This window comes from Leptospira ognonensis (genome assembly GCF_004770745.1).
Classification (GTDB): Bacteria; Spirochaetota; Leptospiria; order Leptospirales; family Leptospiraceae; genus Leptospira_A; species Leptospira_A ognonensis.
The window spans coordinates 263,393-284,070 of sequence record NZ_RQGD01000046.1 but is presented as its reverse complement, the minus strand read 5'-3'; the positions used below and the strand labels follow the sequence as shown (position 1 = coordinate 284,070).

Below are 20,678 nucleotides of genomic sequence, written 5' to 3'. Positions count from 1 at the left end.
TTTGTACTCATTTATAAAGAAAGCTTGAGATAATGGGTACGTTTTGTACGTTTTTGTTCTAATTCTCCCCTTAAGTCACCTAGTTATCTTCAATATCATTCATCTATACTTTGAATCATTTGTGTATTTACGATTTACGATATCTATATATTTATGTATAGAGAAATTTGTAATCGATTTGTTATAATGATTGGCATACTCGACAAAATGGGGTCAACTCCTCCGAGCCAAAATTTTGCTTTTTTCAGAGAGAAAACGAGTATACAGCGAAAATTTTTATGCCACCTTGCCTGACAAGGAAATCGACACATGACACCATTTTTAAAATTGATCTTGATTTTTGGATTATCCCTCTTGTTTTCTAACTGCAGTCTGGTTGCCTTGTTCATTCCCAGCGTTTCGGTGATGATAGCAGAACAAGAAGGAAAGGCAAAGCTAGCGGAAGCTGAGTCCTCAAGAAGGATTGCCGTTCTGGAGGCACAGGCCAAGCTGGATTCGGCAAAAATGTTAGGAGAAGCAGAAGTTGTTCGTGCTGAAGCCACCGCAAGAGCCAATCGCATTTTAGGCGAGTCACTAAAAAACAATGAATCCTACCTGAGATACCTCTGGATCCAACAGATCAATGCTGAAAAGGAAGTCTATTATATACCTACGGAAGCGGGACTACCTGTGCTCGAAGCTGGCAAACGGAAATAAACAGTTGCTGCTGAGAATTTAAGAGCAGGATGCATTACTAACGAATGTTAGATTGTATTTTGCTTTCAGATAACATTCTACTTTTTCTCGATCTGCATTGCTGAGCTTGGATGAATAGATGATGATCTCTGCAAAATCCGTTCTGCCATAAAAACCTCCGACAGCTGGTCTTGCGCCTATGACATAAGTCGAGGGCATAACGCTAGGTGAGATGGGCGAGAAGGTGTCTGAAAACGTAACATTGCCATCGACATAGATATTGCCTGTGCCACTTCCGAAATTGAAACTGAGCAAGTGTACTCCCGCCGTGGTGTTGGATTCTAGGAGAAAAACGTCTGTACCGACTTGTCTCTCATATTTTGGTTTCAAAGTGGCAGAGTTGTCTTTATAAGTAATTGCAAATCCATCATTATTATTAAAATCATTTCCGCTTGCCGGAAAAAAAGAGAAAATTCCATTATTCCCTGCTGTTTGCTGGTAAAAAGCGCCTACGATAAAGATTGTATTATTTGAAACCGTAAAACCTGGTCCTTGCAGATAATCATTGATTCCATCAAAGGAAACACCAGGCAAACCATTGATGAAACCTGTATTGAAAGTCGGTTGGTTTGCCCCCGTACCTTGGGTCGCATCGAAGGATCCGAAACTAGAATTCCAAGCAGATACACTGGCGCCATTGCTGAGTGGCAGAGCATCTGCTTTTAACCAGAGTTCCAGTTGGCTAATTTCTGTCGGTTCCAGACATGTGACAGAAACATTCGTTACATTTCCATTGGAGAGATTACCTGAACCTTGGAATACGCTACATGCTTTCGATGTTCCTGTCGGTTGCGAGCTGACCGTTACGCTGTAGGCCGATCCATCTATCAGCGAAGTTGAAAATGTAAAGGAGCCATCGGTTGATATGGGTAAGTTATTGCTCCCATTGTTTTGCAATACCAAGCCAGTTCCTGCAAAGCCAGTCACACTGCCACCGACAGCAAAACTTTGTGTGGTACAATTAATCGAAATTCCAGTGATATTTGAACCAGATACAGTACCACTGCCTGAAGTCACACTGCATGATTGAGATAAAGATGTTGGTTGTGTAGCAACTGTTACACTATATGTCTGTCCATCCGCTACAGATGTTGAAAAAAGAAAACTTGTCGCACCATTAGAGATCGAAAGATCATCTCCACTATTATTTCGAAGGACCAAACCTGAACCTGCAAGTCCCGTAATGCTTCCTGAAATTGTATAACTATTTGTAGAACAGATAATGGATACATTTTCCACATTTGCTCCTGCGACTGTACCGACTTGGTTTGAAGGGGAACAGACTTGGGTGGGACTAACTGGATTGGCAAGTACAGACACGCTATAACTTCCTGCATTCGCGATCACTTGAGGAAAGACAAAATTTCCATCTGCATTGATGGTTAGGTCATCTGCTAGATTATTTTGTAAAACGAGGCCCGTTCCAAGCAGTCCCGAAACCAGTCCGCCGATGGTAAAAGAATTTATGGAACATACAACGGATATATCTAAAATATTTTTATCAACAATCGTTCCATTTCCATTTGTTACACTACAAACTTGGGTCGGATTGCTAGGTTGTGTGGAAACGGAAACAGAATAGGTTGTACCGGTTCGCAAGGAGTCAGAAAAGAGAAAATTCCCCGAGGTACTGATAGCCAATTCTTCTGCATTATTTTTTAACTTCAAACCTGAACCGCTGAGACCAGAAATAGAACCACCAACGGAATAGAGAGTTTCGGGTGTTCCTTGAGCAATTGGGGCAAAAAGACTGAGAATCCCACCGAGCGCAAAGGTAGAGTTATCTTTTTTATCCTTCCCAACATTCAAATATTTTTGCCAAAAGGGATTGGCCCAACAGCTACTTAAAGTTAGGAGCAAATTAAACAGTAAGGTTTTTATAAATAAATTATATCTCAAAACTAGGTTATCGTATTTTAACGTATTCAAATATTTGAAATAGAAAACTATTTCAGTCTTTTATTTTGTTCCCTAAAATCAAAGTATTTTTTCTACTAAAATCGAATCTACGGTCCCTTAAAAAAGCAGGCTCCCAACCCTCATTTCTAGCTATCGCTTTAACTCTGATTGTCATTTACATTTAAAGGGAATCTAGTAGAATGAGCGAAAATTCAGCGGAGGGAGCAGCTACACTTGTGAAACAATGGATACTCAAACAGAAATTTATCCCTAAAAAATATTCCTCGCAGGTGCCTCGAACTGAGAAGTTCCAAACGGCAAATTTTGCTCGGTGCATTTATACCTTTGTCATGGTACTGATTTTCTACTCCTTTCATTTAAAATGGATCGTCCTCATAGGCGTGATCCATTTGCTGTTTTCTATGATCTGGTTGTTTCTGATTGAATACGAGATTTTGGTAGAAAAAAATCTATGGTGGAGCGGCTACGTTCCCGCAACCTTCGATTTGATTTGGCTCACAGTCTTATCCTATGGCACAGGACATATCACTTCTTTTTTCATATTGGGTTATCTGGGTTCCATCGCCCTCAGTAGCATGTCCAAGGATAGAAATTACGGGGCCTATAATGCATTTCTTGCAACCCTTCTATTTGGCTCCATGGGATTTCTCGTCTATTACGAAGTACTTCCTCTCATCAACATCATGATGCCACCGGTAAAACCTACCTTCTTAAGCATCGTCATTTCTTCTTCATTGCTTGGAGGTAGTGCCTTTATCGTAAATCAAATTGTTTCAAAATTATTTTTATCATTAACAGATGTTAATGATCGTCTTCTTGCAATTGCGATGACAGATCCCCTCACTGGCCTTCCGAATCGCAGAGCTTTCCTGGCAAATTTAGAAACGGAAATCGCAAGAAAGTATCGAAGTGTCAATGAATATCCGATTTCCTTTATTCTCTTTGATCTTGACCATTTTAAAAATTTTAATGATACACTCGGCCATGATTGTGGTGACATGATTTTGAAGGAATTTGCAAGAGTTATTCAAAATTCTCTGCGTAAACAAGATTTTCCTGCTAGGTGGGGAGGAGAGGAGTTCATTGTCGTTTTACCAGATACAAACAAGGAAGGAGCCTTGGTCGTTGCAGAGAAAATTCGTAGATCCTTAGACAACATGCCCTTAACCTTCGAGGGCAAAAACCTACATTGTACTGTAAGTTCAGGAGTGTCCGTCATGCTCGAGAAAAATGCCCTTGCCGAAGAGATGATCAAAAAAGCAGATCAGTTTTTATATGAAGCTAAAAAACGAGGACGTAACAAAGTATATACCGCATAACAGAGTCTATTTGAGCGCCTTCCAGCCTTCTAGTCCTAATTTGCGCATGGTTTTGATGTTACGTTTAAAGATTTCATCCGTATTTGGATAAGATTCCAAAGCCTCATCAATGCTATCTTCGCGTAACAAATGCAACATGGGATAAGGAGATCGATTCGTATAATTGCTCATATCCTTTTCTGACCTGCCAGCAAATAGATAGTTCGGATGGAAACTTGCGATCTGTAATACACCTTCAAGTGCGAGACGAGTAAGAGCCTCCTCTGCAGGATTTAAAAAATCATTATAATCGTAAAAATCAGAGAGCACATAAGGATGGATGAGCAAAGTAGTGTCAAAATCCTCTCGACTTGCCTGGGCAAGCTCTTCCAAGGCGAGACGCAGGTCGACAAGCAATGCCTCTTCGCTTCTAGCTTTACTGACAACAAATCGTATGAGACCCTTAATGTAAACGGGATTGGCAAAAGGACAAAGATTGAGTCCTATGACACATTTCTCCAACCAAGACTTCGTGGCCGAAATGACTTCTTCTTCTGTGAGTGAGGGTAACGTCATTTGAGTAAGGGAGTACTCAGTTCCGTTAAGGACCAGAAACGCATAAGGTATAATAACTCGTAACCTTTGAAATGCTGTTGTCGATGGTGCCTGTAGTCGTGGTCAATCCTACGACCGAATTTACGCAACATCCGTTCACAAAAGTACTAGAAGAATAAATCGTCTTTCCATTTAAATTGGGAGAAAATAACGACGCATTCTTAATGTAAGGTGCCGAAGCAGCAGAGGGATCTATCAGACCTACGAGTTCATTTGCATTGGGAAGACGCCAGGTTTTGCCTCCGAGAGATAGATTCGAACAATAAGAGATCGCAGTTGACCATACTTGGGAAGTTGCCGCTCCCGAACAATTTGGAAGTGTCTCCCCAGGAAAACATTTGGTCCAGGATAGGCCCGATGTCGAGTCAGTGAGGTACCCACTTCCTGTATCAGTAAAGGAGGAAGCTGGGAGGGAAGGTCCTGAAACACAGCGGTAGGCTTGCGCTGTTCCTTTGGTATTGTTTGTAGCTACTTGATTTATAAAACCAATCATATAGATGCTATTCGCTGTATCCGGCGGATAGAGGGTAGAAGTTAAAGCGTATGATGGTTGTGGTGCCGGGAAATTGGCGGTGGAAATCGAGTTTGCCGAACTTTCCTGCCTCAGCAAAGTAAACAACTCCTTCATAGTCGGTAGCCTCCATCCCGTAACTCCCGCATAACCTGCACCAGCATTGTTGGTGTCCAGCGCAGAACAATTCGTTTGTGCAGATGCCCAAGTAGCCGAGGCATCTGACCCCGTACAGGAGAGCCCCGACCTGCCATTAATACAGGTTTGCCAAGTAAGTCCGGTATTGTTATCGAAGGTGTAAATGTCGGAGGGATACGTCGTATGCGATATTGGTCCGTTATAAGATTGTGATTTTCCTGCTTGGACCAAGCCATCTTGGCCTGCATGCGTTACGGAATTACATGTTACAACATTCGTTGCATTGTCATAACAAACATTTTGTTCCGTTCGGAGGACGGGATAAAAATAGTTCAGTTCCGTGATGGTTCCGACAACTCCGCTCGCCGATACCGCTACTACTTTTAACGTCTTTCCAACAAAATCTTTTGAAGGAAATAACGGCTGCGTGTATTTAGTGGAATTTGAACTTGGGCTTGAACCATCAGAAGTATAGTAGATCGTAGCCGAGGACTCTGATGCGGTGAGAGAAACGGATTCTGTATATCCTAAAACTGAACGAGACGTACGGCTTGCAGTTACGGTCAAGGATGATGGTACATTTTCAGATGCCGTAGCCTCATTCGTAGCTGTGACAACGCCAGAGCTTGCTCTATTGTTGGTCATAAGCCGATCAAAACTTTGTTGTAGGAGATAGCTTGCTGATTTGGGATCTTTCGGATTGTTTAGCTGCAGACGCTGGCAATTTGAAAAATAAATACACTGATACATACAGACTAAAAAAAGAATCTTTCTCCTCGTAGAATTCATATATCAGAAACCTTTATAAAAATTATAGGATTTGGTCCCATATTTGCAAGTCATTTAAATGTTTCAAAAGTGACTGCTTGTCAGAAATTATCGAGAAAATAGTTTTCGTCACACTTTTACCATATATGGATTAACATGTATTAAAGTTGTTTTGACTCACAGACTAATTTTATAAATGTCTAAGTTGCAATTCGCAACATATAATTTATTTTTTTATAATATACTTATATTTAATCAATAAATTAACTCCAAATATTTTCGATCTCAAAACAATGAGTTCCCATATCGGACCTTCGATTTTAATGGGCTTGTCTCGTTGCATTCTTTCTTGATTTTCTAGGAGGGAAAGAAAACTAAGAGAGATCGCATTCCCTGAGGTGCCATGATGAAACTTAGACAAACCAATATTGAAAAACTCCAAAACCAGACATTTGATGTATTGATCTTGGGGGGTGGTATCAATGGGGCTGTCTCTTCGGCATCTTTGGCCAGCAGAGGTGTAAAAGTAGCTCTTATCGACAAAGGTGACTTTGCGTCTGGGACGAGCCAAGAGTCCTCCAACTTAGCCTGGGGAGGCATCAAATACCTTGAGAGTCTAGAATTCCCTCTTGTCCGAAAACTCTGTAAATCTCGAAACCATCTTATGAAAAGTTACCCTTCCGCCGTGCAGGAAATTCGTTTTTTCACCACGATTGAAAAAGGCTTTCGCTTCCCTGTTTGGTTTATTTGGCTTGGCACTTGGTTTTATTGGGTGATTGGTAGTTTTTTTACAAAGACCCCCCGTTTCCTCACACGCAGTGCGATTGGCAGGGAAGAACCTGTCATCAATGTTAAAAATGCTGCGGGTGGGTTTGAATATTCGGATGCCTTTCTCCATGATAACGATGCGCGTTTCGTTTTTAACTTTATCCGCAATGCGTTAAACTATGGATGCATTGCTGCCAATTACCTCAGCGCCTCAGGTTCAAAAAAAGATGGTGAGCTTTGGGTCACAAAGGTTAAAGATGAAATTTCTGGAAAAACATTTTCTGTAAAAAGTAAAGTTCTCATCAACACATGTGGTCCTTGGGCAGATGAACTCAACCAAAGGTCTGGTGTGAAAACAGAACACCACCATGTTTTTTCAAAAGGCATACATTTGATTGTCGACCAAATCAGTTCCAAACAAAGAGTCCTTGCCTTCTTCGCAGATGACGGACGTTTATTTTTCGTATTGCCTATGGGCTCGAAGACCTGCATCGGCACAACCGATACGAAAGTCGACCATCCAGAGCCTAAGGTGACGGAAGAAGATAGACATTTTGTACTCTCTAATATCAATAAAAGATTAAATTTAAAAAAACCACTTACGAATAAAGACATCATTGCTGAACGCTGCGGAGTACGTCCGTTAGTTGTCAAGGGAAACTCTAGCGGAAACAAAGACTGGGTACAACTTTCAAGAAAACATGAAGTAGAAGTTATTTCGAATCTAAAACATATCAGCATTTTTGGTGGAAAACTTACGGACTGTCTGAATGTAGGCGACGAAATCGTAGATGAAGTTTCGAACCTCGGGATTCAAATGCCGTATCCTCAAATGAAATGGTATGGAGAACCGGACCAAACCGTACTTAAGGAATTTTTACACCAAGCAAAACTAATGGATCTTGATTCCTTAACTTCTCGAACTTCCGTGGAACCACTCACGCAAAGGCTCTGGAGACGTTATGGTTCGAATGCGATTGGTATGTTAGAGAGCATCCGAGAAGATAAGACTCAGGCAGAAGTTTTAATCCAAGGCACAGAGTACATCCGTTGCGAAATTCATTATGCAGCAAAAAGAGAGATGGTGGTCAAGCTTGAAGATTTTTTACGCAGAAGGTCAAAGGTAGCATTGGTTGAAAAGAAAGAATCCATTCGCAAGTCTCCTGGACTCGTGGAGGCCTGTGAAATTCTTTTTGGAAAGGATGCCAAAGCAAAAATGAAAGAATACTTTGGCAGTTAATCTAATAAATTAAACGCCTAATTTTTTAAGAATATCCTCGGATACATCCCAGAGTTTTTTCGCTATCTCCATATTTTCCGCATCTGATCTCGGGGATTTAGGATTGGAATCTGCCATAAAACTACCGCTAAATTCTAGTGCCTTGGGATGAACGGCACAGAACACTTGTGTTGCGGCACCTTCAGGAATCGATTTTAAGAAAAGTGGCTCGATCAGAGCAAATACGACACTTGCGATCTTCGGCATATGTCTTCCTAAGTTCGTAGATATCACACCAGGATGAACGGCAAAGGCAGTCTTCTTTGTGCCTTGAAATCTTTTATTAAGTTCTTTTGCAAAAAGCAGGTTTGCCATCTTAGATTGTCCATACGCTTTCCATGCTGTGTAAGATTTTGATCCATCTAAATTATCAAACTCAATCGTAGCTTTCGGCGCCATGCTGTGTGCAGAGCTACTCAAGATCACAACTCTCCCATCGTCTTTCAATTGCCCGAGAATGCGAGTGACAAGATAAAAATGTCCAATGTGGTTTGTGAAAAATTGCAATTCGTATCCATGGCCTTTCTCTAACTTTGGAAGCGCCATGATCCCCGCATTGGCGATGATACCATCAAACTGCCATTTTCCTTTTTGAATTTCAAGTATCGCATCGCTGATACTCTTAGGATCGGAAAGCTCGCAGGCAATACCTACACTCTCCGCATTTCCTACTTCTTTGATCACTTCCATGGCCTTCTCTTTGGTTCTGGCAAGTGCCACCACTTTTGCTCCGCGAAGGCATAACACGCGCAAGGTTTCTTTTCCAATTCCAGAATTGGACCCTGTGAGCAAATAGGTTTTTCCTTTTAAATCGATACCTTGCGATACATCTTCTGCCGTGGAACTAGAACCAAACCCGGTTTTTCCTTTGGGTTTTAATATGGATAGTAATGACATTCATTTCTCCTGAAAAATAGTTTCTCTATTAGACAGGAATGGATCGCGATCCTGAGACTTTACTTTAAAATCACAATCTCTAGCAAAATCTCCACCGGAACCAATTGTTTCGGTTTCTAAAAAACGATTTTCCGAATGCTCCCATTTGAAGAATCAGCGATCAATAAATTTCCACTACCGTCCAGCGTAATGCCTCTTGGAAACGAAAACTTAGCTGTTGCTCCCACTCCATCTGTCGTACCGGAGGTACCTGCCGTGCCTGCAACCGTCGTAACAACACCCGCGCTTGTGATTTTTCGAATCGTATGGTTATACGTATCCGCTACAAATACATTACCACTGCTATCTACTGTGAGGCCTTGTGGCCAACTAAACCTTGCTTCTGAACCAGCTCCGTCGGTTGTTCCTCTGCTGCCAGCTAGGCCCGCAAGTGTGGATACAATCCCCGTACTCGAAATCTTCCTGATGGTGCTGTTGGATGTATCTGCAACATAGACATTCCCGTTTGAGTCTACGGCAATCCCGTTGGGCTCAAAAAATTTTGAAGCAAGAGATGAGTCGTCCGTGCTTCCACTACTCGCAGTCGTTCCCGCATAGGTTGTGACAACTCCTGCAGATGTGATTTTCCGGATATTGTGATTTCCTGAATCTGCAAGAAATAGATTCCCGTTGGAATCAATCGCGAGAGAACGAGGAGAATAAAATCGAGCCGCTGTTCCAGTTCCATCTGTTGTTCCGACATTATCTAAGCTTCCGACAAATGTGGTAACCACACCTGAGCTTGTAATCTTTCGAATTGTGTATTTTAAATTATCAGACACGTAAAGATTCCCACTTGAGTCCACAGAAATGCCCTCGGGATCGTAGAACCTGGCTGCGCCTCCCGTTGCATCTGTCGTACCAGATGATCCTGCTGTTCCCGCAAATGTCGTCACAACTCCCGTACTTGTAATTTTTCGAATCGTATAATTTCCATTATCTGTTACGTAAAAACTTCCGCCTGCATCCATCGTAATAGAATAAGGAAAACGGAATCGAGCGTCGCTACCAGTTCCATCCGTTGTTCCGGAACTTCCTGAGAGTCCGGCAAAGGTAGAAACTACTGCGGAGGATGTAACAGTAGAAGTAGTAGTGGCTGCACTCGTATTTGCAGTGTTAGAAAGTAAAAAGAATAATAATAAAGAGGAAGAATCTTCAGTTTTCTTTGGGTTACACATAAACAGAAAAATGGAAATAAACACGATCGTAAACTGAATTCGCCTTTTCATCTGCGATGCCTCAACATAGGATTTTGATCTTCTTATGAAAGGTTAGCAAGGAGAATAGTCAACCTGTTTCTCGGAGATTCTATTTTGAAAAAAATAAATTTAAGTCTCATGAAATACAACCTAGCGAGAAATGTGCAGAAACCCGCCAAACAAACGTGCGTTCCATAGACAAAGAGCGATACTCTCTGGGATCTTAATATAAGTCAACGAAAGCTAACGTTGGTACCAGGCATGCACCTAAAGTATCCTCCGCCTTATGAAAACCGAAAACCTTTCTTTTTTTTTCGACCTAGCTTTCATCGGAACATATGGCATCGCGCGCAGTACATTCAGATCGCAAATCTCTTGAAGAAAAGAATCGTATCCAAAATCTAGATTAAGTTTATTTTTGGTAACCAACTATATCCATGCCTTCAGAAAAAAAAATAGTCGAAGATATAAAAAAACGTGAACTCTTCTTCCAGAGGATCACGGAAACAGAGCTCGCTATTGTTTCCAAATTGCAAAAGATTCTAGGCAAGTTCGATAGTTTGGAAGAACGCATCTCCTATTCCGTGTTATACTACTTCCAAAATTCACGTGTCTGTTTTATTTGGCCTGCTTCCATCAAACCAGGACCGAAGTCAGGCGTGCAGTTTGGCTTTTGTGAAGGGTATTTGCTTGAGGATGATAAAAAACTTCTGGAAAGGGAAAATCGCAAACAGGTCTATTGTCTCACATTCCATACCATAAAGGAAATAGACGAAAAACTTTTAGAGGGATTTATAAAAAACGCATTGGCTGTGGATGAGAGCATCCATAAGAAAAAAAAGGTTCGTTAGTTTGTATCGTGCCTGATTTGTTAAATAAAGGCACGATACAATTTCGAACTATCTAATTTCCTTTAGAATCCACAGCCTGAGTTCGCTACACAGCTACTATAGCTGGAAGTACAAGTACTGATATTCGTGCAAGAGAAAGGAAAAGAAGCTGAGCAGCCTGCCGCTGTACCAACTGAGTTACATGTTCTTGCGGTTCTTTGTGTATTCGTAACAATGGTGAGAGAGAGCGTTCCTGAAACAGTTCCTCCAACAGTTTGATCCGTATTCGTTCCTGTTAACGTATAGGTTACTGCAGAGTTTCCCGTCGAAGTTGTTGCGATTCCAGAAATCGTTCCAGTAGATGTATTTAAAGAAAGTCCCGATGGCAAGGAGGGGCTAACTGAAAAAGTGAGACCGCTACTATTAGAGTTCGTGGTCGAAATTGTTGTCACATTCACTTCCCCAATGGCACTCGATAATCCGGAAGTTAAAGACGTCACGAATGAGTATATCGTACTGCCTGTATTGGCAAGAGTTCCGTTAACGGCTATCCCAATCGAACCTGAAATGGAAGAATTTGCGGTAGTACTATTTGTGATTCTCAGCTTTACTTCAGTATCCGTTTGGGAAACAACAGAGGTGGATAGCGTGTTTGAAGTGCCTCCATTAAATATAGACACCGTTTTTCCGGTCAAATTTGTGCCTTTGATCGTGACCGTAGATCCAACATAAAAGGTTGTAGGCGTCACTGATGTGATTGTAGCAGCAGAAGAAGTCGTCGATCTACTCGATGTTAGAGTACTGAGTAATAATGCGTCCGTAAGTGAAGTATCTTCTTTCGGTTTTGGACAACCCACTGTTGAGACCAATAAAAATAATAAAGCCAATCTGCCTGTTTTCATATAAACTCCTAATTCTAACAACGAATCACCTATTCCCATGGGAGTCAACGAGGTTTGGTGAGCATATAACAGAAATTTTTTTATCTTCCAAAAAAGAACACAGGAAAGGCAATCTCCCTTTAAGGCCAACTAATAAAGCGGAGACTTTGTAGCAAAAATCAGAGATTTAACCAAGAAAATTCAGAAAAAACAAAACACAGAATAAATTTCTCGAAAGCAAAACCTTAAAAATTCGGCTGGCAGTATGAGAAAGATACCCAAAAAATATACCCCAATTGTTTTTGCAGTCATTATGTCCTTTTTGATGGGCTTATTCATGTCAGGCGTGCTGACAGCCATATTAACAGGCATCGATGCGAACTTTGTCTCTCGTTGGCTGCAGGCATTCTTGCGTGTATGGCCGATTGCGTTTCCTGCCATCCTTGTAGTCGCACCGATCGCTCGCAGGCTAGTCACCATGATCGTCGAGTGATGAATCGACTAGGAATGATTCTTTTATTTTTTCTCAAACGTGATTCCTGAATACTGGACGAATTGTTTTCCATTTTTGACACTCAGTTCCAGTTGCTCGCCTAGATTCCTTCCATACCCATGGATTCTCAATTGATCCGGTGTTTCAAGTTTACACGGAAGAGTGATTTGATTTTCCATTCCACCTAAAGCATACGTAATGGTGATTGCGGAAAACCCACGTTTGTCGCGATTCAATCTGATTTTAGGAATGATCGCGTAAGGATCACTGGATTGGTAAGTTCCATAAAAATCGGAATCAGGAGAGTAAGGGTCTGGCTGAAATTGTGTAGCAATCCCAAGACTTCCCTTCGGAATCTCTTCGGATAACAAAGTAAAGATTTTTTCACCCTCCCAAGTTTCCCATTCAACGCGTAGGCTTTCTAAAAATGGATCCTTGAAAGGGATCAAACCAAAAAATAAATTTAGCTCCAATGCGTGCCGATTGTCCTTTGGGACTAAATCAAAATCTATATCGTAAAGACTTAAGGTAGGTTTATCACCCTTTTTTAATTCATGGATACCGAGTGGTGACACATACAATCCGGAAAAATCTCTGATCTCATTTTGTTTCTCCCTATTTGGTATCGATGGAGATTGCAAAGCAGATCCCGTTTTTTGTTTGTATGTCAGTTTTAAAATTTCTTTGTTAGTCGGACGGATTTTTCCTGTTGCTAGACCCAAGGTATTGCCCGCGAGAAAGGAGGCACTCTCTGTTTCCGGATCATACATTAAATCTGCAAAGTAAGGCGGTAAAGATCCAGAGTGTCCTGCGATCCACACAGGCCTTCCCTTTGCTTCAAACCTTTCGAGAATTACAGGAAGACCTATTTTCATCTCAAAATTGGATCTTGGTCCCATTTGGATTCGATGAAATTCTTCGAAAGAACTTTTTGAAAGCAGGCCTTCCCCTTTTTTACTTCTGAAAAATGCCCTTAAGAAAAGACCCATGTCTTCCCCTGTCGTAGACAGAGAACCTGCCGTGAGATCGCGGATAGCTGGGTTTTCTGTTTTAGTTTTCCAAAAAATCCCTTGGTATCCCGGAACAAGTTCTGAACCCTCATTTCTTTCGAGTAAGGTAGTGTGTTTCATACCTGCTTTTGTTAGTATCTGTTTTTGAAAATAATCTTCAATGCTCGACTTCGAAACCCTTTCTATGACACTACCTAAAAGACCAAATGCCAAATTCGAATAGGAATGTACTTTTCCTGGTTCATTTCGCTTAACACCCTTTAACTGACTCGGGAGGTCTCTGAAGGCAGAAAGTACTTCCTCCTCTGTGGAACTTGGAGGAAGAAAAAAACCAGCAGCAAGATCGGAGGGCAACCCGGACTGGTGGGTCAAAAGATCTCGAAGACTGATCTTTCTATATTTTTTATCTCTCTCTTCTAATTCATTGATTTCAGGGAGCCATTTCGAAACGGTATCATCTAACTTTAGTTTTCCCGCATCTTTTAGCTGTAAGATGGCAATCCCAGTAAAAAGTTTGGTGATGCTACCAATTTTAAATCTCTGGATCTCTTCCTTTCCTTTACCTCCAATCTGACCCGAACGAATTTTACCATCGCCTAATAGATACATGTAGGACAAGGAATGAATGCCTGAGTTTTGTAGGTCTTGAATCTTTGATAGGATTTCTATTTCTTCTTGAGAAATAATTTCTATACCACTGTTATCCTTTCTTTGGAACGTGGAATGGCAGTGCATCATAAATAGAAAGCCAATGCAGAATGGCAACCATTGCAAAAGATGTCGAAAAATTGTCATGTCACCACGTTAAAGGGAGAACTAGAAACGCAAGCGTCAAATGCAGAATGCATTGAAGATTTACGTAGAAGGGAGTGAACGCTACCAAAAGAAACCTATCTTCTAGGCAAGCTCTGTCTTACTTGTAAGTGACTCCCACATTTTTTCTTTAATAGAATTGGCTAACTTGAGGAAGTATCCTTCCCTCTCGATTTGATTCCTCCGTAAAAAATTTCGAACAATGCTGAAATTTCCTCCGATGGATCGATTGGATGCTTGGGCGCAAGTATCGTTTTCGTAATTAAAAAACTGGCACCTAAACTAAACGAAGCCCGAACGATCTGCTCCGGTTTGATATCCTCTCGCAAGTCCCCCCTTTTTTGAAAAAAGCGGATTGCTTCTAGAGACGGCTCGTACAGATTTGTTTTCCAAAGTTTTCCAAAAATTTCTGAAAATTCTTGAGAGAACAAAATTGCACCTAACAGCAACTTTATCTTATTTGGTTCTTTTACCACTGCTTCGTATCTTGCGGTAAGAGTCGAAATATACCATGTCTTGAAATTTGACTCTATGGATTGAAGTCTTTTTTTTAAATCTGACATATGTTCTGGTAGAATCGTCGCAAAAAGTAGACCAGCTAATATCCGCTTATATAGATCAAATTTCGTAGGAAAGTATTTGAATAAGGTTCTTTCCGTAACACCAGCCTTTTGTGCGAGTTGGAATGTGGTAGACCCCTCATACCCAAAGTCCGCAAATACCGCTTCTCCCGCTTTCAGGATATCAAACTCCTTATCGGACTTCGGATTTTTGTAAGCTTCGAATTCGATCTGAAGCAATTTCTGAGTTAATTTCATTCTCACAATACTCTTCCCTAAAATATTTCCTCCCAATAATAAAAAAATAGTAGACGCAGTATAGTAAACGCTATACCAAAAACCAGGAGGTATAGTTTCTACTATACTAGAAATAATGAAAAAAGTCAACTTAGCCTTACTGCCAAAATTAAATATTTCTTGGTTACCTAAAAAAGTCTCCTCAGCTCGCTCTGGCCGAGAGGTCCTAAATGATGGTAGAGTAAAATATTGGATTCAACATGATCCTTTGAAAGGTGTTACTACGGAAATGCTCGTTTGGTGGTTCAAACATTTAGAAGGTGATATCCACTTTCAGGGCAATACGTTCAATCGCTACCATGTATGGCATCCCGAGGATCACGTGCATGTAAGTTACGAAAAACGACTTCCAGACGGAACCGTTGGAAAAGGAGCCATTCTGCGTATTGTTGAATATTTGGGCAGGCAAAAGAAATACATAGTTAATGTGATAAGCCCCATTGAAAAATTAGACGATTCTGGCTTCATTCATAATCCTCGGCTTTATGGATTTCTACCTATTGCCAGGATGGAATACTCATTCAAGAACATACAAAATGGGACCCTTTACGAAAACTGTCTGATTGTTGGATGGAAGGGATTCAGTTTTAAGTTGCTTCGACCTCTATTTGAATTCCTTTTTTTTGATAGAAAGCATGGCTTGGCTTGGATTAAACATAACATCGAGGAAGTTGGTCAGTTTGAAAATTTTTTACCAGAGCTCTATCTAAAGGAAAAGGAGTAGCTTTTTTATAATTTCTTGCCTAATCCAAACAAGGATTCAAATTAGCGAATAATAAAGCTACCGCTGTTGGGAGACAAATCATGGAAGTCGTAAAAGGAAAAAAAGTAACCATTCTCTTTGATGCGAAAAAATGCATCCACTCGCGTAGCTGCGTACTCGATCGACCAGACGTTTTTGTTCCAAATGTAGAAGGAGAATGGATATATCCCGACCGCGCCACCCCAGACGAAGTTGCCATGCTTGCTCTCAATTGCCCATCAGGTGCCATTCGCTATGAGCGACATGATGGTGTCGCCGATGAGAAGCCACCTATCGTCAACACTGTGCGCATAAGGGAAAATGGCCCCTTAGCACTTAGAGCCGATGCCATAATTACCGGCCAAGGTGAAATGTTACGAGCCACTCTCTGTCGATGCGGTGCTTCTGGGAACAAACCATTTTGCGATGGTAGCCATACTGCGACCCAGTTTCAAGCAACGGGAGAAGCTCCCTTAAAAGAATTTTCGCCTCTCAGCCTGCGCAATGGTAAGCTGACAGTGACTCCGGCAGAAAATGGACCGCTCCTACTAAAGGGAAATCTTGAAGTTGTGACGGGAACAGGGAAAACGATCAATAAGGTAACACAAACTGCATTTTGCCGTTGCGGTGCATCATCTAACAAGCCTTATTGTGATGGAAGCCATGCTAAGATCGGCTTTAAGTCTTAGAAGGAAAGTTTGCATTGCCTTCATGAGGCGAACATTGATTTTGGTGATATGCCAGCATCCCTTAATCGAGTTCGTATCCTTGGAATTGTAGAAGGTTCCTCCTTTCTGATTTTGCTTTTTCTTGCCATGCCGCTTAAATATATCTACGGTATACCTATCTTCGTGAGGTATATAGGCATGCTTCATGGACTGCTCTTTATCCTTTATGTCGTTTTGCTCTTCCAGGAAAAAGATAGATGGGACTGGAGCTGGGCAAAGTTTGTCCTACTCTTTCTTTTGTCCAATCTACCTTTCGGATTTATATTCGTAGAGTGGAAACGACTTTATGAAAACAATTTAAAGTAATCTATATTGAGACTTTATTTTTTTAGAGAGTAACCCAGTACCACTTCATTTTTAAGGAAGAGATATGAAACGAATCATCATTCTTGCCGTTTTTTCTGTTCAGTCCTGCATTTCTATTTTTGTAAACGCCATTAGTCAAGAAGAGCCAAAGTATTCCTTTGGATTTATGGACTTTTTGGGCAAAATGGTTCTCGAATCTCAATTTGAAGGTGCGGGTCAATTTAAGCATGGTTTGGCGCCTGTCAAAAAAAATGGTCTTTGGGGCTACATCAATCGCAAAGGAGAGGTAGTAATCCCGTTTCAATTTAAAGATGCCGAGCCTTTTTCAGATGATCCAATACTTGCTCCTGTCGAAGACAATAATGAATTGTCTGAAAAAAATTGGGGGTATATAGACCAAAAAGGAGAGTGGGTTGTGAAGCCATCCTTTTACAATGCTACGGTTTTTCGAAATGGCGTTGCAGAAGTAGCGACTACAAAATTCAAATTCAAACAAGTATCGAAAAGATATGATAAATATTATTTAACCAAAGGCTTTAAATTAATCTATAGTAACGGATTGTATTCTTATCTGGCAGGCCCTGGTAGATACGCTGAAGGCCTGTTAGCCTCCTGTAAAGACGGAAAATGGGGATTTAAAGATACCAATGATACTTGGATCATTCCACCTAAATATACGATCGTTGGAAATTTTAGTGAAGGGCTTGCCAGAGTTCAGATCACCGAACCAAGCCCATATAATGATTGTGAGTTGATTCAAGAGGAAGAGCCCTCAGGACTTTGGGGATATATTGACAAAACGGGCAAAGAAGTTATCCCGTTAAAATTTCGACAGGCAGAAGATTTTTATGCGGGTCTGGCAGTTGTTGACGAAACATACAAAGCAAGACAATTCCTTCCCGCTAACGCATTTACAAAATACTTAATCGACAAACAAGGAAAAAATGCCTTGGATCTATCATTTAAAAAAGCAAGATCACTGGGAAGGTCTGGCTACTTACTTGTAGGCAGGGATGAAAAAAATAAGTTAGGACTCGAACCAACAGAGGAAGGTATCATCGATCGGAAAGGAAATCGAAAAACTTTGGATGTAGCCAAGAATACGAAGATCTTTGACGTACGGTATGATGATGGAGACTTCTTAAAAATCACGTTTCAATTACAGCCGATTCCAGAAAAATATGAACATACCTATATCAGTCGCTATTACTATACGAAAGATTTGACCCAAGCAATACAAAAAGATTTCCCTCCGTGTTTTGGAGCATCCGTCCACCCACCAAATTGTATGACAGGCAATTTTACGGAAGGATTGGTATGGATAGCAAAATAGAATTTTGTTCGGAGAATGGTCACATGCACAACCTTAGGTGTCATCGTTTTTTCTGTTCGATCGGGATTTCAGAGGTAAAAAATGAAAGTTGGATATGTAGCATTGTATGTGAATGATCCGGTAGGAAGCCTTTCCTTTTGGACGGATCGAGTAGGCCTCGTATTAAAATCATTTCAGGAAGCTGGTGGTTTTAAAGTTAACCAAGTCGGATTTAGTAAATAAGATTTTTCTTTTGAACTAGTTCCATTGGCATTAATGCAAGAGAATAAAGACGGATTCTGCTCCATTTAGCGAAGATAGATGCGGATGAGTCCTATAGAGATCCAAACAATCAACGCAATCCCATTTGTCCAAAGCACTTTGCCAATTGTCCCGGAAATTTCTGCTCCCACAGATAGAATCGGTTTTAGAAGCGCAACTCCCGAGCTTAGATCCAACTGGTATCGCTCACCTGCCTTCTGTATCGCATACATATAATCTTCATCGTATATTTGGACGGCAAGTCGTTCCTGTTTCCACGCTTGCCAAAATAGATCAAATTTAGTTTGGTCTTCCATCCATTCTTGTTTTAACACAATCCATTGAACGAATGGTTCGCCTTTTGTTTGGTAAGGAGCAACAAAATGATAGGTATAGGTCTTTGATTTACTTTTTGAACCACTGGAAATAATAGATACATAAGCTCCCGTAAAGTTCTTATTAATGAGACCTTCTTCTAAATTATAAACTTTCTCTTTCATCTCATGATTTACATCATTTGGAAATAAGAGATGATCAATATAGAGTATATCCTTTCCAGTCGCAGCGGGAGCAAGACAGAGAAGAGAAGAAAGCAGAAATGCTATACTTTTTTTCACCGAAAAATAGAGAGCAATTCCAGTTAGAAATGGCAAAAGGAACGATATTAAAAATATCCAGTGTGTATGTGAGCTAATTTTTGCGAAAAAATAGGCAGCGATCCCACAAACAAAAAATTGGAGAAACCCAAGAAGAAAAACGAATCGAAAAGAATCCGAGGGCAATAGAACAGCTTCAACTTTCTCTTCCGCATTTTTTGGGAAACTGAGCTTTACATCCTCACCTTTTTTCGGATTATTTATACTTTCTTTTCTCTTTTCACCCTTCATATAAAAATAAAATGTGATCAAGTAAATGCAAGCGATGAGATCAAAATAAAGATAAGACCAAAGAAAGAAAGAATAATCAACAAACACTTTTTTCGTTTCTATGATTTGATAATATACCCAAACACTTTTCGAAAATTGAAAACTTGAACTCGCTATGAATATTTTGTGATGATCGAAATTTATTTTAGAACTATAATTACAAGGTTCTCCTAAACATATTTCATCCTCTTCATTCGTTGTTAGTTGCTCTATGTTTGCTAACTCTACCTCGTATTGGAACACATTCGCTAAAACTGGAATTTGCACGAAAAGAGAAAAAAAGAGAATGGGTATGAGCGCAAAAGTTAATATCAAAGAAGCAAATTCAAGATTAGATTTAAGATTTTTCATTTAATGGATCACCCTTAAAAAAGTTAGTAATGAAATCTGTCGATCGGACGCACTCATAATTTTTAATTTTAAATGAACCAAAAAATTAACATCGATATAAAGTATAATAACGTATTTCCATTTATCAATCAAAAAAGTATGTATTCTGGGATCTATTTCTACTCGTAGATATAGCTTATTAATGTTAGCTTGTTCGAATATTTTCATTGCATTTTTCTTTTTCCATTGTTACAAAAACCAATATGGATCAAATTCTAATCAATAAAACCGCTATCGTAACGGGTGCCGCACTTGGAATCGGGAAAGAGACTTCCCTATTGCTCGCCCGAAAGGGAGCCTACGTCATCGTCTCCGACATCAATGAAGAGGAAGGACATAACGTAGTCAAACAGATCAAAACGGAAGGTGGTGAAGCCGAGTTTTTTCTCTGTGACGTATCGGAAGAAGATCAAATCATCTCTCTCACCAACCAACCAAAATCCCTAGATCGTAGGATCGATATCATGGTAAACAATGCGGGCATTGCGAATAAACCAACGTTTATGCACAAGGTAACGACGGATACTTGGAACCGATTGATACTAATAGATCTTACGAGCGTTTTCTGGTGTCAAAAATATGCCACCAAACAGATGCTTGCCGACAGAAAAGGTGGTTCTATTATCAATATTGCTTCTATAGCCGGACTCGGCGCTTCGCCCTCTCTTGGTCCCTACTGCGTTGCGAAAGCAGGGGTAATCGAGCTTTCGACAACGGGTGCCCTGGAAGTGGCAAGATTTGGCGTAAGAATCAATGCCGTCTGCCCTGGTTGGACAGAAACCGCCATTTTACAAGTAGCAGGTGAAAAAGGGAAAGAAAGCATGGAAAAAAATATCCCCATGGGACGACTCGGAAATCCAATAGAAGTCGCAAATTTAATCGCCTTTCTTGCGTCAGACGAATCAAGTTTTATCACTGGTTCGGTATACCGAGTCGATGGTGGAACGAGAAGTTAGGCTCGT

Annotated in this window: 20 protein-coding genes; 11 read left to right on the top strand and 9 right to left on the bottom strand. The window is 40.6% G+C overall.

Going from position 1 to position 20,678, the window contains the following annotated elements; translation table 11 throughout:
* The first annotated feature begins 309 nt into the window (after positions 1–309).
* Positions 310–696: an SPFH domain-containing protein gene (locus EHQ58_RS17510; protein ID WP_135625306.1), complete on the top strand. Its 387-nt coding sequence runs from the start codon at positions 310–312 to the stop codon at positions 694–696.
* Between the two features lie 18 nt (positions 697–714).
* Here the strand turns inward: EHQ58_RS17510 and EHQ58_RS17505 are convergent, their stop codons facing one another.
* Entirely contained in the window at positions 715–2,544 is a 1,830-nt protein-coding gene (locus EHQ58_RS17505) for an autotransporter outer membrane beta-barrel domain-containing protein (protein WP_167883677.1), read from the bottom strand.
* Positions 2,545–2,834: 290 nt separating this feature from the next.
* Here EHQ58_RS17505 and EHQ58_RS17500 point away from each other — a divergent pair, with 290 nt between their 5' ends.
* A complete protein-coding gene (locus EHQ58_RS17500; protein ID WP_246047424.1) occupies positions 2,835–3,974 on the top strand; it encodes a GGDEF domain-containing protein in 1,140 nt (379 codons plus the stop codon).
* A 6-nt stretch (positions 3,975–3,980) separates the two neighbouring features.
* Here EHQ58_RS17500 and EHQ58_RS17495 read toward each other — a convergent pair whose 3' ends face one another.
* Together EHQ58_RS17495 and EHQ58_RS17490 are read right to left on the bottom strand one after the other, a co-directional pair.
* On the bottom strand, positions 3,981–4,529 hold the full coding sequence (locus EHQ58_RS17495) for a DUF1415 domain-containing protein (protein WP_135625302.1): 549 nt from the start codon (positions 4,527–4,529) through the stop codon (positions 3,981–3,983).
* 25 nt (positions 4,530–4,554) lie between these two features.
* Positions 4,555–5,862, bottom strand: a complete 1,308-nt coding sequence (locus EHQ58_RS17490) for an Lcl C-terminal domain-containing protein (protein WP_167883676.1) — start codon at positions 5,860–5,862, stop codon at positions 4,555–4,557.
* 529 nt (positions 5,863–6,391) lie between these two features.
* On the opposite strand from EHQ58_RS17490, the gene EHQ58_RS17485 reads away from it, so the two are divergent.
* Positions 6,392–7,993, top strand: a complete 1,602-nt coding sequence (locus EHQ58_RS17485; RefSeq protein ID WP_210412843.1) for a glycerol-3-phosphate dehydrogenase/oxidase — start codon at positions 6,392–6,394, stop codon at positions 7,991–7,993.
* 9 nt (positions 7,994–8,002) lie between these two features.
* On the opposite strand, the gene EHQ58_RS17480 is transcribed toward EHQ58_RS17485, so the two are convergent.
* A complete protein-coding gene (locus tag EHQ58_RS17480; RefSeq protein WP_135625297.1) occupies positions 8,003–8,929 on the bottom strand; it encodes an SDR family NAD(P)-dependent oxidoreductase in 927 nt (308 codons plus the stop codon).
* 116 nt (positions 8,930–9,045) lie between these two features.
* A complete protein-coding gene (locus EHQ58_RS17475; protein WP_135625295.1) occupies positions 9,046–10,197 on the bottom strand; it encodes an NHL repeat-containing protein in 1,152 nt (383 codons plus the stop codon).
* 407 nt (positions 10,198–10,604) lie between these two features.
* Here EHQ58_RS17475 and EHQ58_RS17470 point away from each other — a divergent pair, with 407 nt between their 5' ends.
* Entirely contained in the window at positions 10,605–11,018 is a 414-nt protein-coding gene (locus tag EHQ58_RS17470) for a DUF1801 domain-containing protein (protein ID WP_135625293.1), read from the top strand.
* A 62-nt stretch (positions 11,019–11,080) separates the two neighbouring features.
* On the opposite strand, the gene EHQ58_RS17465 is transcribed toward EHQ58_RS17470, so the two are convergent.
* Positions 11,081–11,899 carry a hypothetical protein gene (locus EHQ58_RS17465; RefSeq protein WP_135625291.1) on the bottom strand — a complete coding sequence of 273 codons (819 nt, stop codon included), beginning with the start codon at positions 11,897–11,899 and terminating at the stop codon, positions 11,081–11,083.
* A gap of 244 nt (positions 11,900–12,143) precedes the next feature.
* On the opposite strand from EHQ58_RS17465, the gene EHQ58_RS17460 reads away from it, so the two are divergent.
* The gene (locus EHQ58_RS17460) at positions 12,144–12,371 is read left to right on the top strand and encodes a DUF2798 domain-containing protein (protein WP_135625289.1); all 228 of its coding nucleotides are present in this window, start codon (positions 12,144–12,146) and stop codon (positions 12,369–12,371) included.
* Positions 12,372–12,394: 23 nt separating this feature from the next.
* Here the strand turns inward: EHQ58_RS17460 and EHQ58_RS17455 are convergent, their stop codons facing one another.
* Positions 12,395–14,176, bottom strand: coding sequence for a serine hydrolase domain-containing protein (locus EHQ58_RS17455; RefSeq protein ID WP_135625287.1), 1,782 nt, complete (start codon positions 14,174–14,176; stop codon positions 12,395–12,397).
* 161 nt (positions 14,177–14,337) lie between these two features.
* Positions 14,338–15,012, bottom strand: coding sequence for a TetR/AcrR family transcriptional regulator (locus EHQ58_RS17450; RefSeq protein WP_135625285.1), 675 nt, complete (start codon positions 15,010–15,012; stop codon positions 14,338–14,340).
* A 115-nt stretch (positions 15,013–15,127) separates the two neighbouring features.
* Here EHQ58_RS17450 and EHQ58_RS17445 point away from each other — a divergent pair, with 115 nt between their 5' ends.
* The 5 genes from EHQ58_RS17445 to EHQ58_RS18805 all read left to right on the top strand — a co-directional run bounded on the left by EHQ58_RS17445 (position 15,128) and on the right by EHQ58_RS18805 (position 18,382).
* Entirely contained in the window at positions 15,128–15,775 is a 648-nt protein-coding gene (locus EHQ58_RS17445; RefSeq protein WP_135625283.1) for a DAPG hydrolase family protein, read from the top strand.
* Positions 15,776–15,855: 80 nt separating this feature from the next.
* Positions 15,856–16,482, top strand: coding sequence for a CDGSH iron-sulfur domain-containing protein (locus EHQ58_RS17440; RefSeq protein WP_135625282.1), 627 nt, complete (start codon positions 15,856–15,858; stop codon positions 16,480–16,482).
* Positions 16,483–16,491: 9 nt separating this feature from the next.
* Positions 16,492–16,827 carry a DUF3817 domain-containing protein gene (locus tag EHQ58_RS17435; RefSeq protein ID WP_246047423.1) on the top strand — a complete coding sequence of 112 codons (336 nt, stop codon included), beginning with the start codon at positions 16,492–16,494 and terminating at the stop codon, positions 16,825–16,827.
* A gap of 64 nt (positions 16,828–16,891) precedes the next feature.
* Entirely contained in the window at positions 16,892–18,160 is a 1,269-nt protein-coding gene (locus tag EHQ58_RS17430) for a WG repeat-containing protein (RefSeq protein ID WP_135625280.1), read from the top strand.
* An 81-nt stretch (positions 18,161–18,241) separates the two neighbouring features.
* Entirely contained in the window at positions 18,242–18,382 is a 141-nt protein-coding gene (locus tag EHQ58_RS18805; RefSeq protein ID WP_167883675.1) for a VOC family protein, read from the top strand.
* A gap of 65 nt (positions 18,383–18,447) precedes the next feature.
* On the opposite strand, the gene EHQ58_RS17425 is transcribed toward EHQ58_RS18805, so the two are convergent.
* On the bottom strand, positions 18,448–19,677 hold the full coding sequence (locus tag EHQ58_RS17425; RefSeq protein ID WP_135625278.1) for a hypothetical protein: 1,230 nt from the start codon (positions 19,675–19,677) through the stop codon (positions 18,448–18,450).
* A gap of 242 nt (positions 19,678–19,919) precedes the next feature.
* Here EHQ58_RS17425 and EHQ58_RS17420 point away from each other — a divergent pair, with 242 nt between their 5' ends.
* Positions 19,920–20,672: an SDR family NAD(P)-dependent oxidoreductase gene (locus tag EHQ58_RS17420; protein ID WP_135625277.1), complete on the top strand. Its 753-nt coding sequence runs from the start codon at positions 19,920–19,922 to the stop codon at positions 20,670–20,672.
* Positions 20,673–20,678 lie beyond the last annotated feature (6 nt).

Excerpts from the sequence above, each read along its gene's own strand:
- EHQ58_RS17510 (WP_135625306.1), top strand. The coding sequence starts at position 310 with ATGACACCATTTTTAAAATTGATCTTGATTTTTGGATTATCCCTCTTG.
- EHQ58_RS17500 (WP_246047424.1), top strand. The coding sequence starts at position 2,835 with ATGAGCGAAAATTCAGCGGAGGGAGCAGCTACACTTGTGAAACAATGG.
- EHQ58_RS17495 (WP_135625302.1), bottom strand. The coding sequence starts at position 4,529 with ATGACGTTACCCTCACTCACAGAAGAAGAAGTCATTTCGGCCACGAAG.
- EHQ58_RS17490 (WP_167883676.1), bottom strand. The coding sequence starts at position 5,862 with ATGACCAACAATAGAGCAAGCTCTGGCGTTGTCACAGCTACGAATGAG.
- EHQ58_RS17485 (WP_210412843.1), top strand. The coding sequence starts at position 6,392 with ATGAAACTTAGACAAACCAATATTGAAAAACTCCAAAACCAGACATTT.
- EHQ58_RS17480 (WP_135625297.1), bottom strand. The coding sequence starts at position 8,929 with ATGTCATTACTATCCATATTAAAACCCAAAGGAAAAACCGGGTTTGGT.
- EHQ58_RS17475 (WP_135625295.1), bottom strand. The coding sequence starts at position 10,197 with ATGAAAAGGCGAATTCAGTTTACGATCGTGTTTATTTCCATTTTTCTG.
- EHQ58_RS17470 (WP_135625293.1), top strand. The coding sequence starts at position 10,605 with ATGCCTTCAGAAAAAAAAATAGTCGAAGATATAAAAAAACGTGAACTC.
- EHQ58_RS17465 (WP_135625291.1), bottom strand. The coding sequence starts at position 11,899 with ATGAAAACAGGCAGATTGGCTTTATTATTTTTATTGGTCTCAACAGTG.
- EHQ58_RS17460 (WP_135625289.1), top strand. The coding sequence starts at position 12,144 with ATGAGAAAGATACCCAAAAAATATACCCCAATTGTTTTTGCAGTCATT.
- EHQ58_RS17455 (WP_135625287.1), bottom strand. The coding sequence starts at position 14,176 with ATGACAATTTTTCGACATCTTTTGCAATGGTTGCCATTCTGCATTGGC.
- EHQ58_RS17450 (WP_135625285.1), bottom strand. The coding sequence starts at position 15,012 with ATGAAATTAACTCAGAAATTGCTTCAGATCGAATTCGAAGCTTACAAA.
- EHQ58_RS17445 (WP_135625283.1), top strand. The coding sequence starts at position 15,128 with ATGAAAAAAGTCAACTTAGCCTTACTGCCAAAATTAAATATTTCTTGG.
- EHQ58_RS17440 (WP_135625282.1), top strand. The coding sequence starts at position 15,856 with ATGGAAGTCGTAAAAGGAAAAAAAGTAACCATTCTCTTTGATGCGAAA.
- EHQ58_RS17430 (WP_135625280.1), top strand. The coding sequence starts at position 16,892 with ATGAAACGAATCATCATTCTTGCCGTTTTTTCTGTTCAGTCCTGCATT.
- EHQ58_RS18805 (WP_167883675.1), top strand. The coding sequence starts at position 18,242 with ATGAAAGTTGGATATGTAGCATTGTATGTGAATGATCCGGTAGGAAGC.
- EHQ58_RS17425 (WP_135625278.1), bottom strand. The coding sequence starts at position 19,677 with ATGAAAAATCTTAAATCTAATCTTGAATTTGCTTCTTTGATATTAACT.
- EHQ58_RS17420 (WP_135625277.1), top strand. The coding sequence starts at position 19,920 with ATGGATCAAATTCTAATCAATAAAACCGCTATCGTAACGGGTGCCGCA.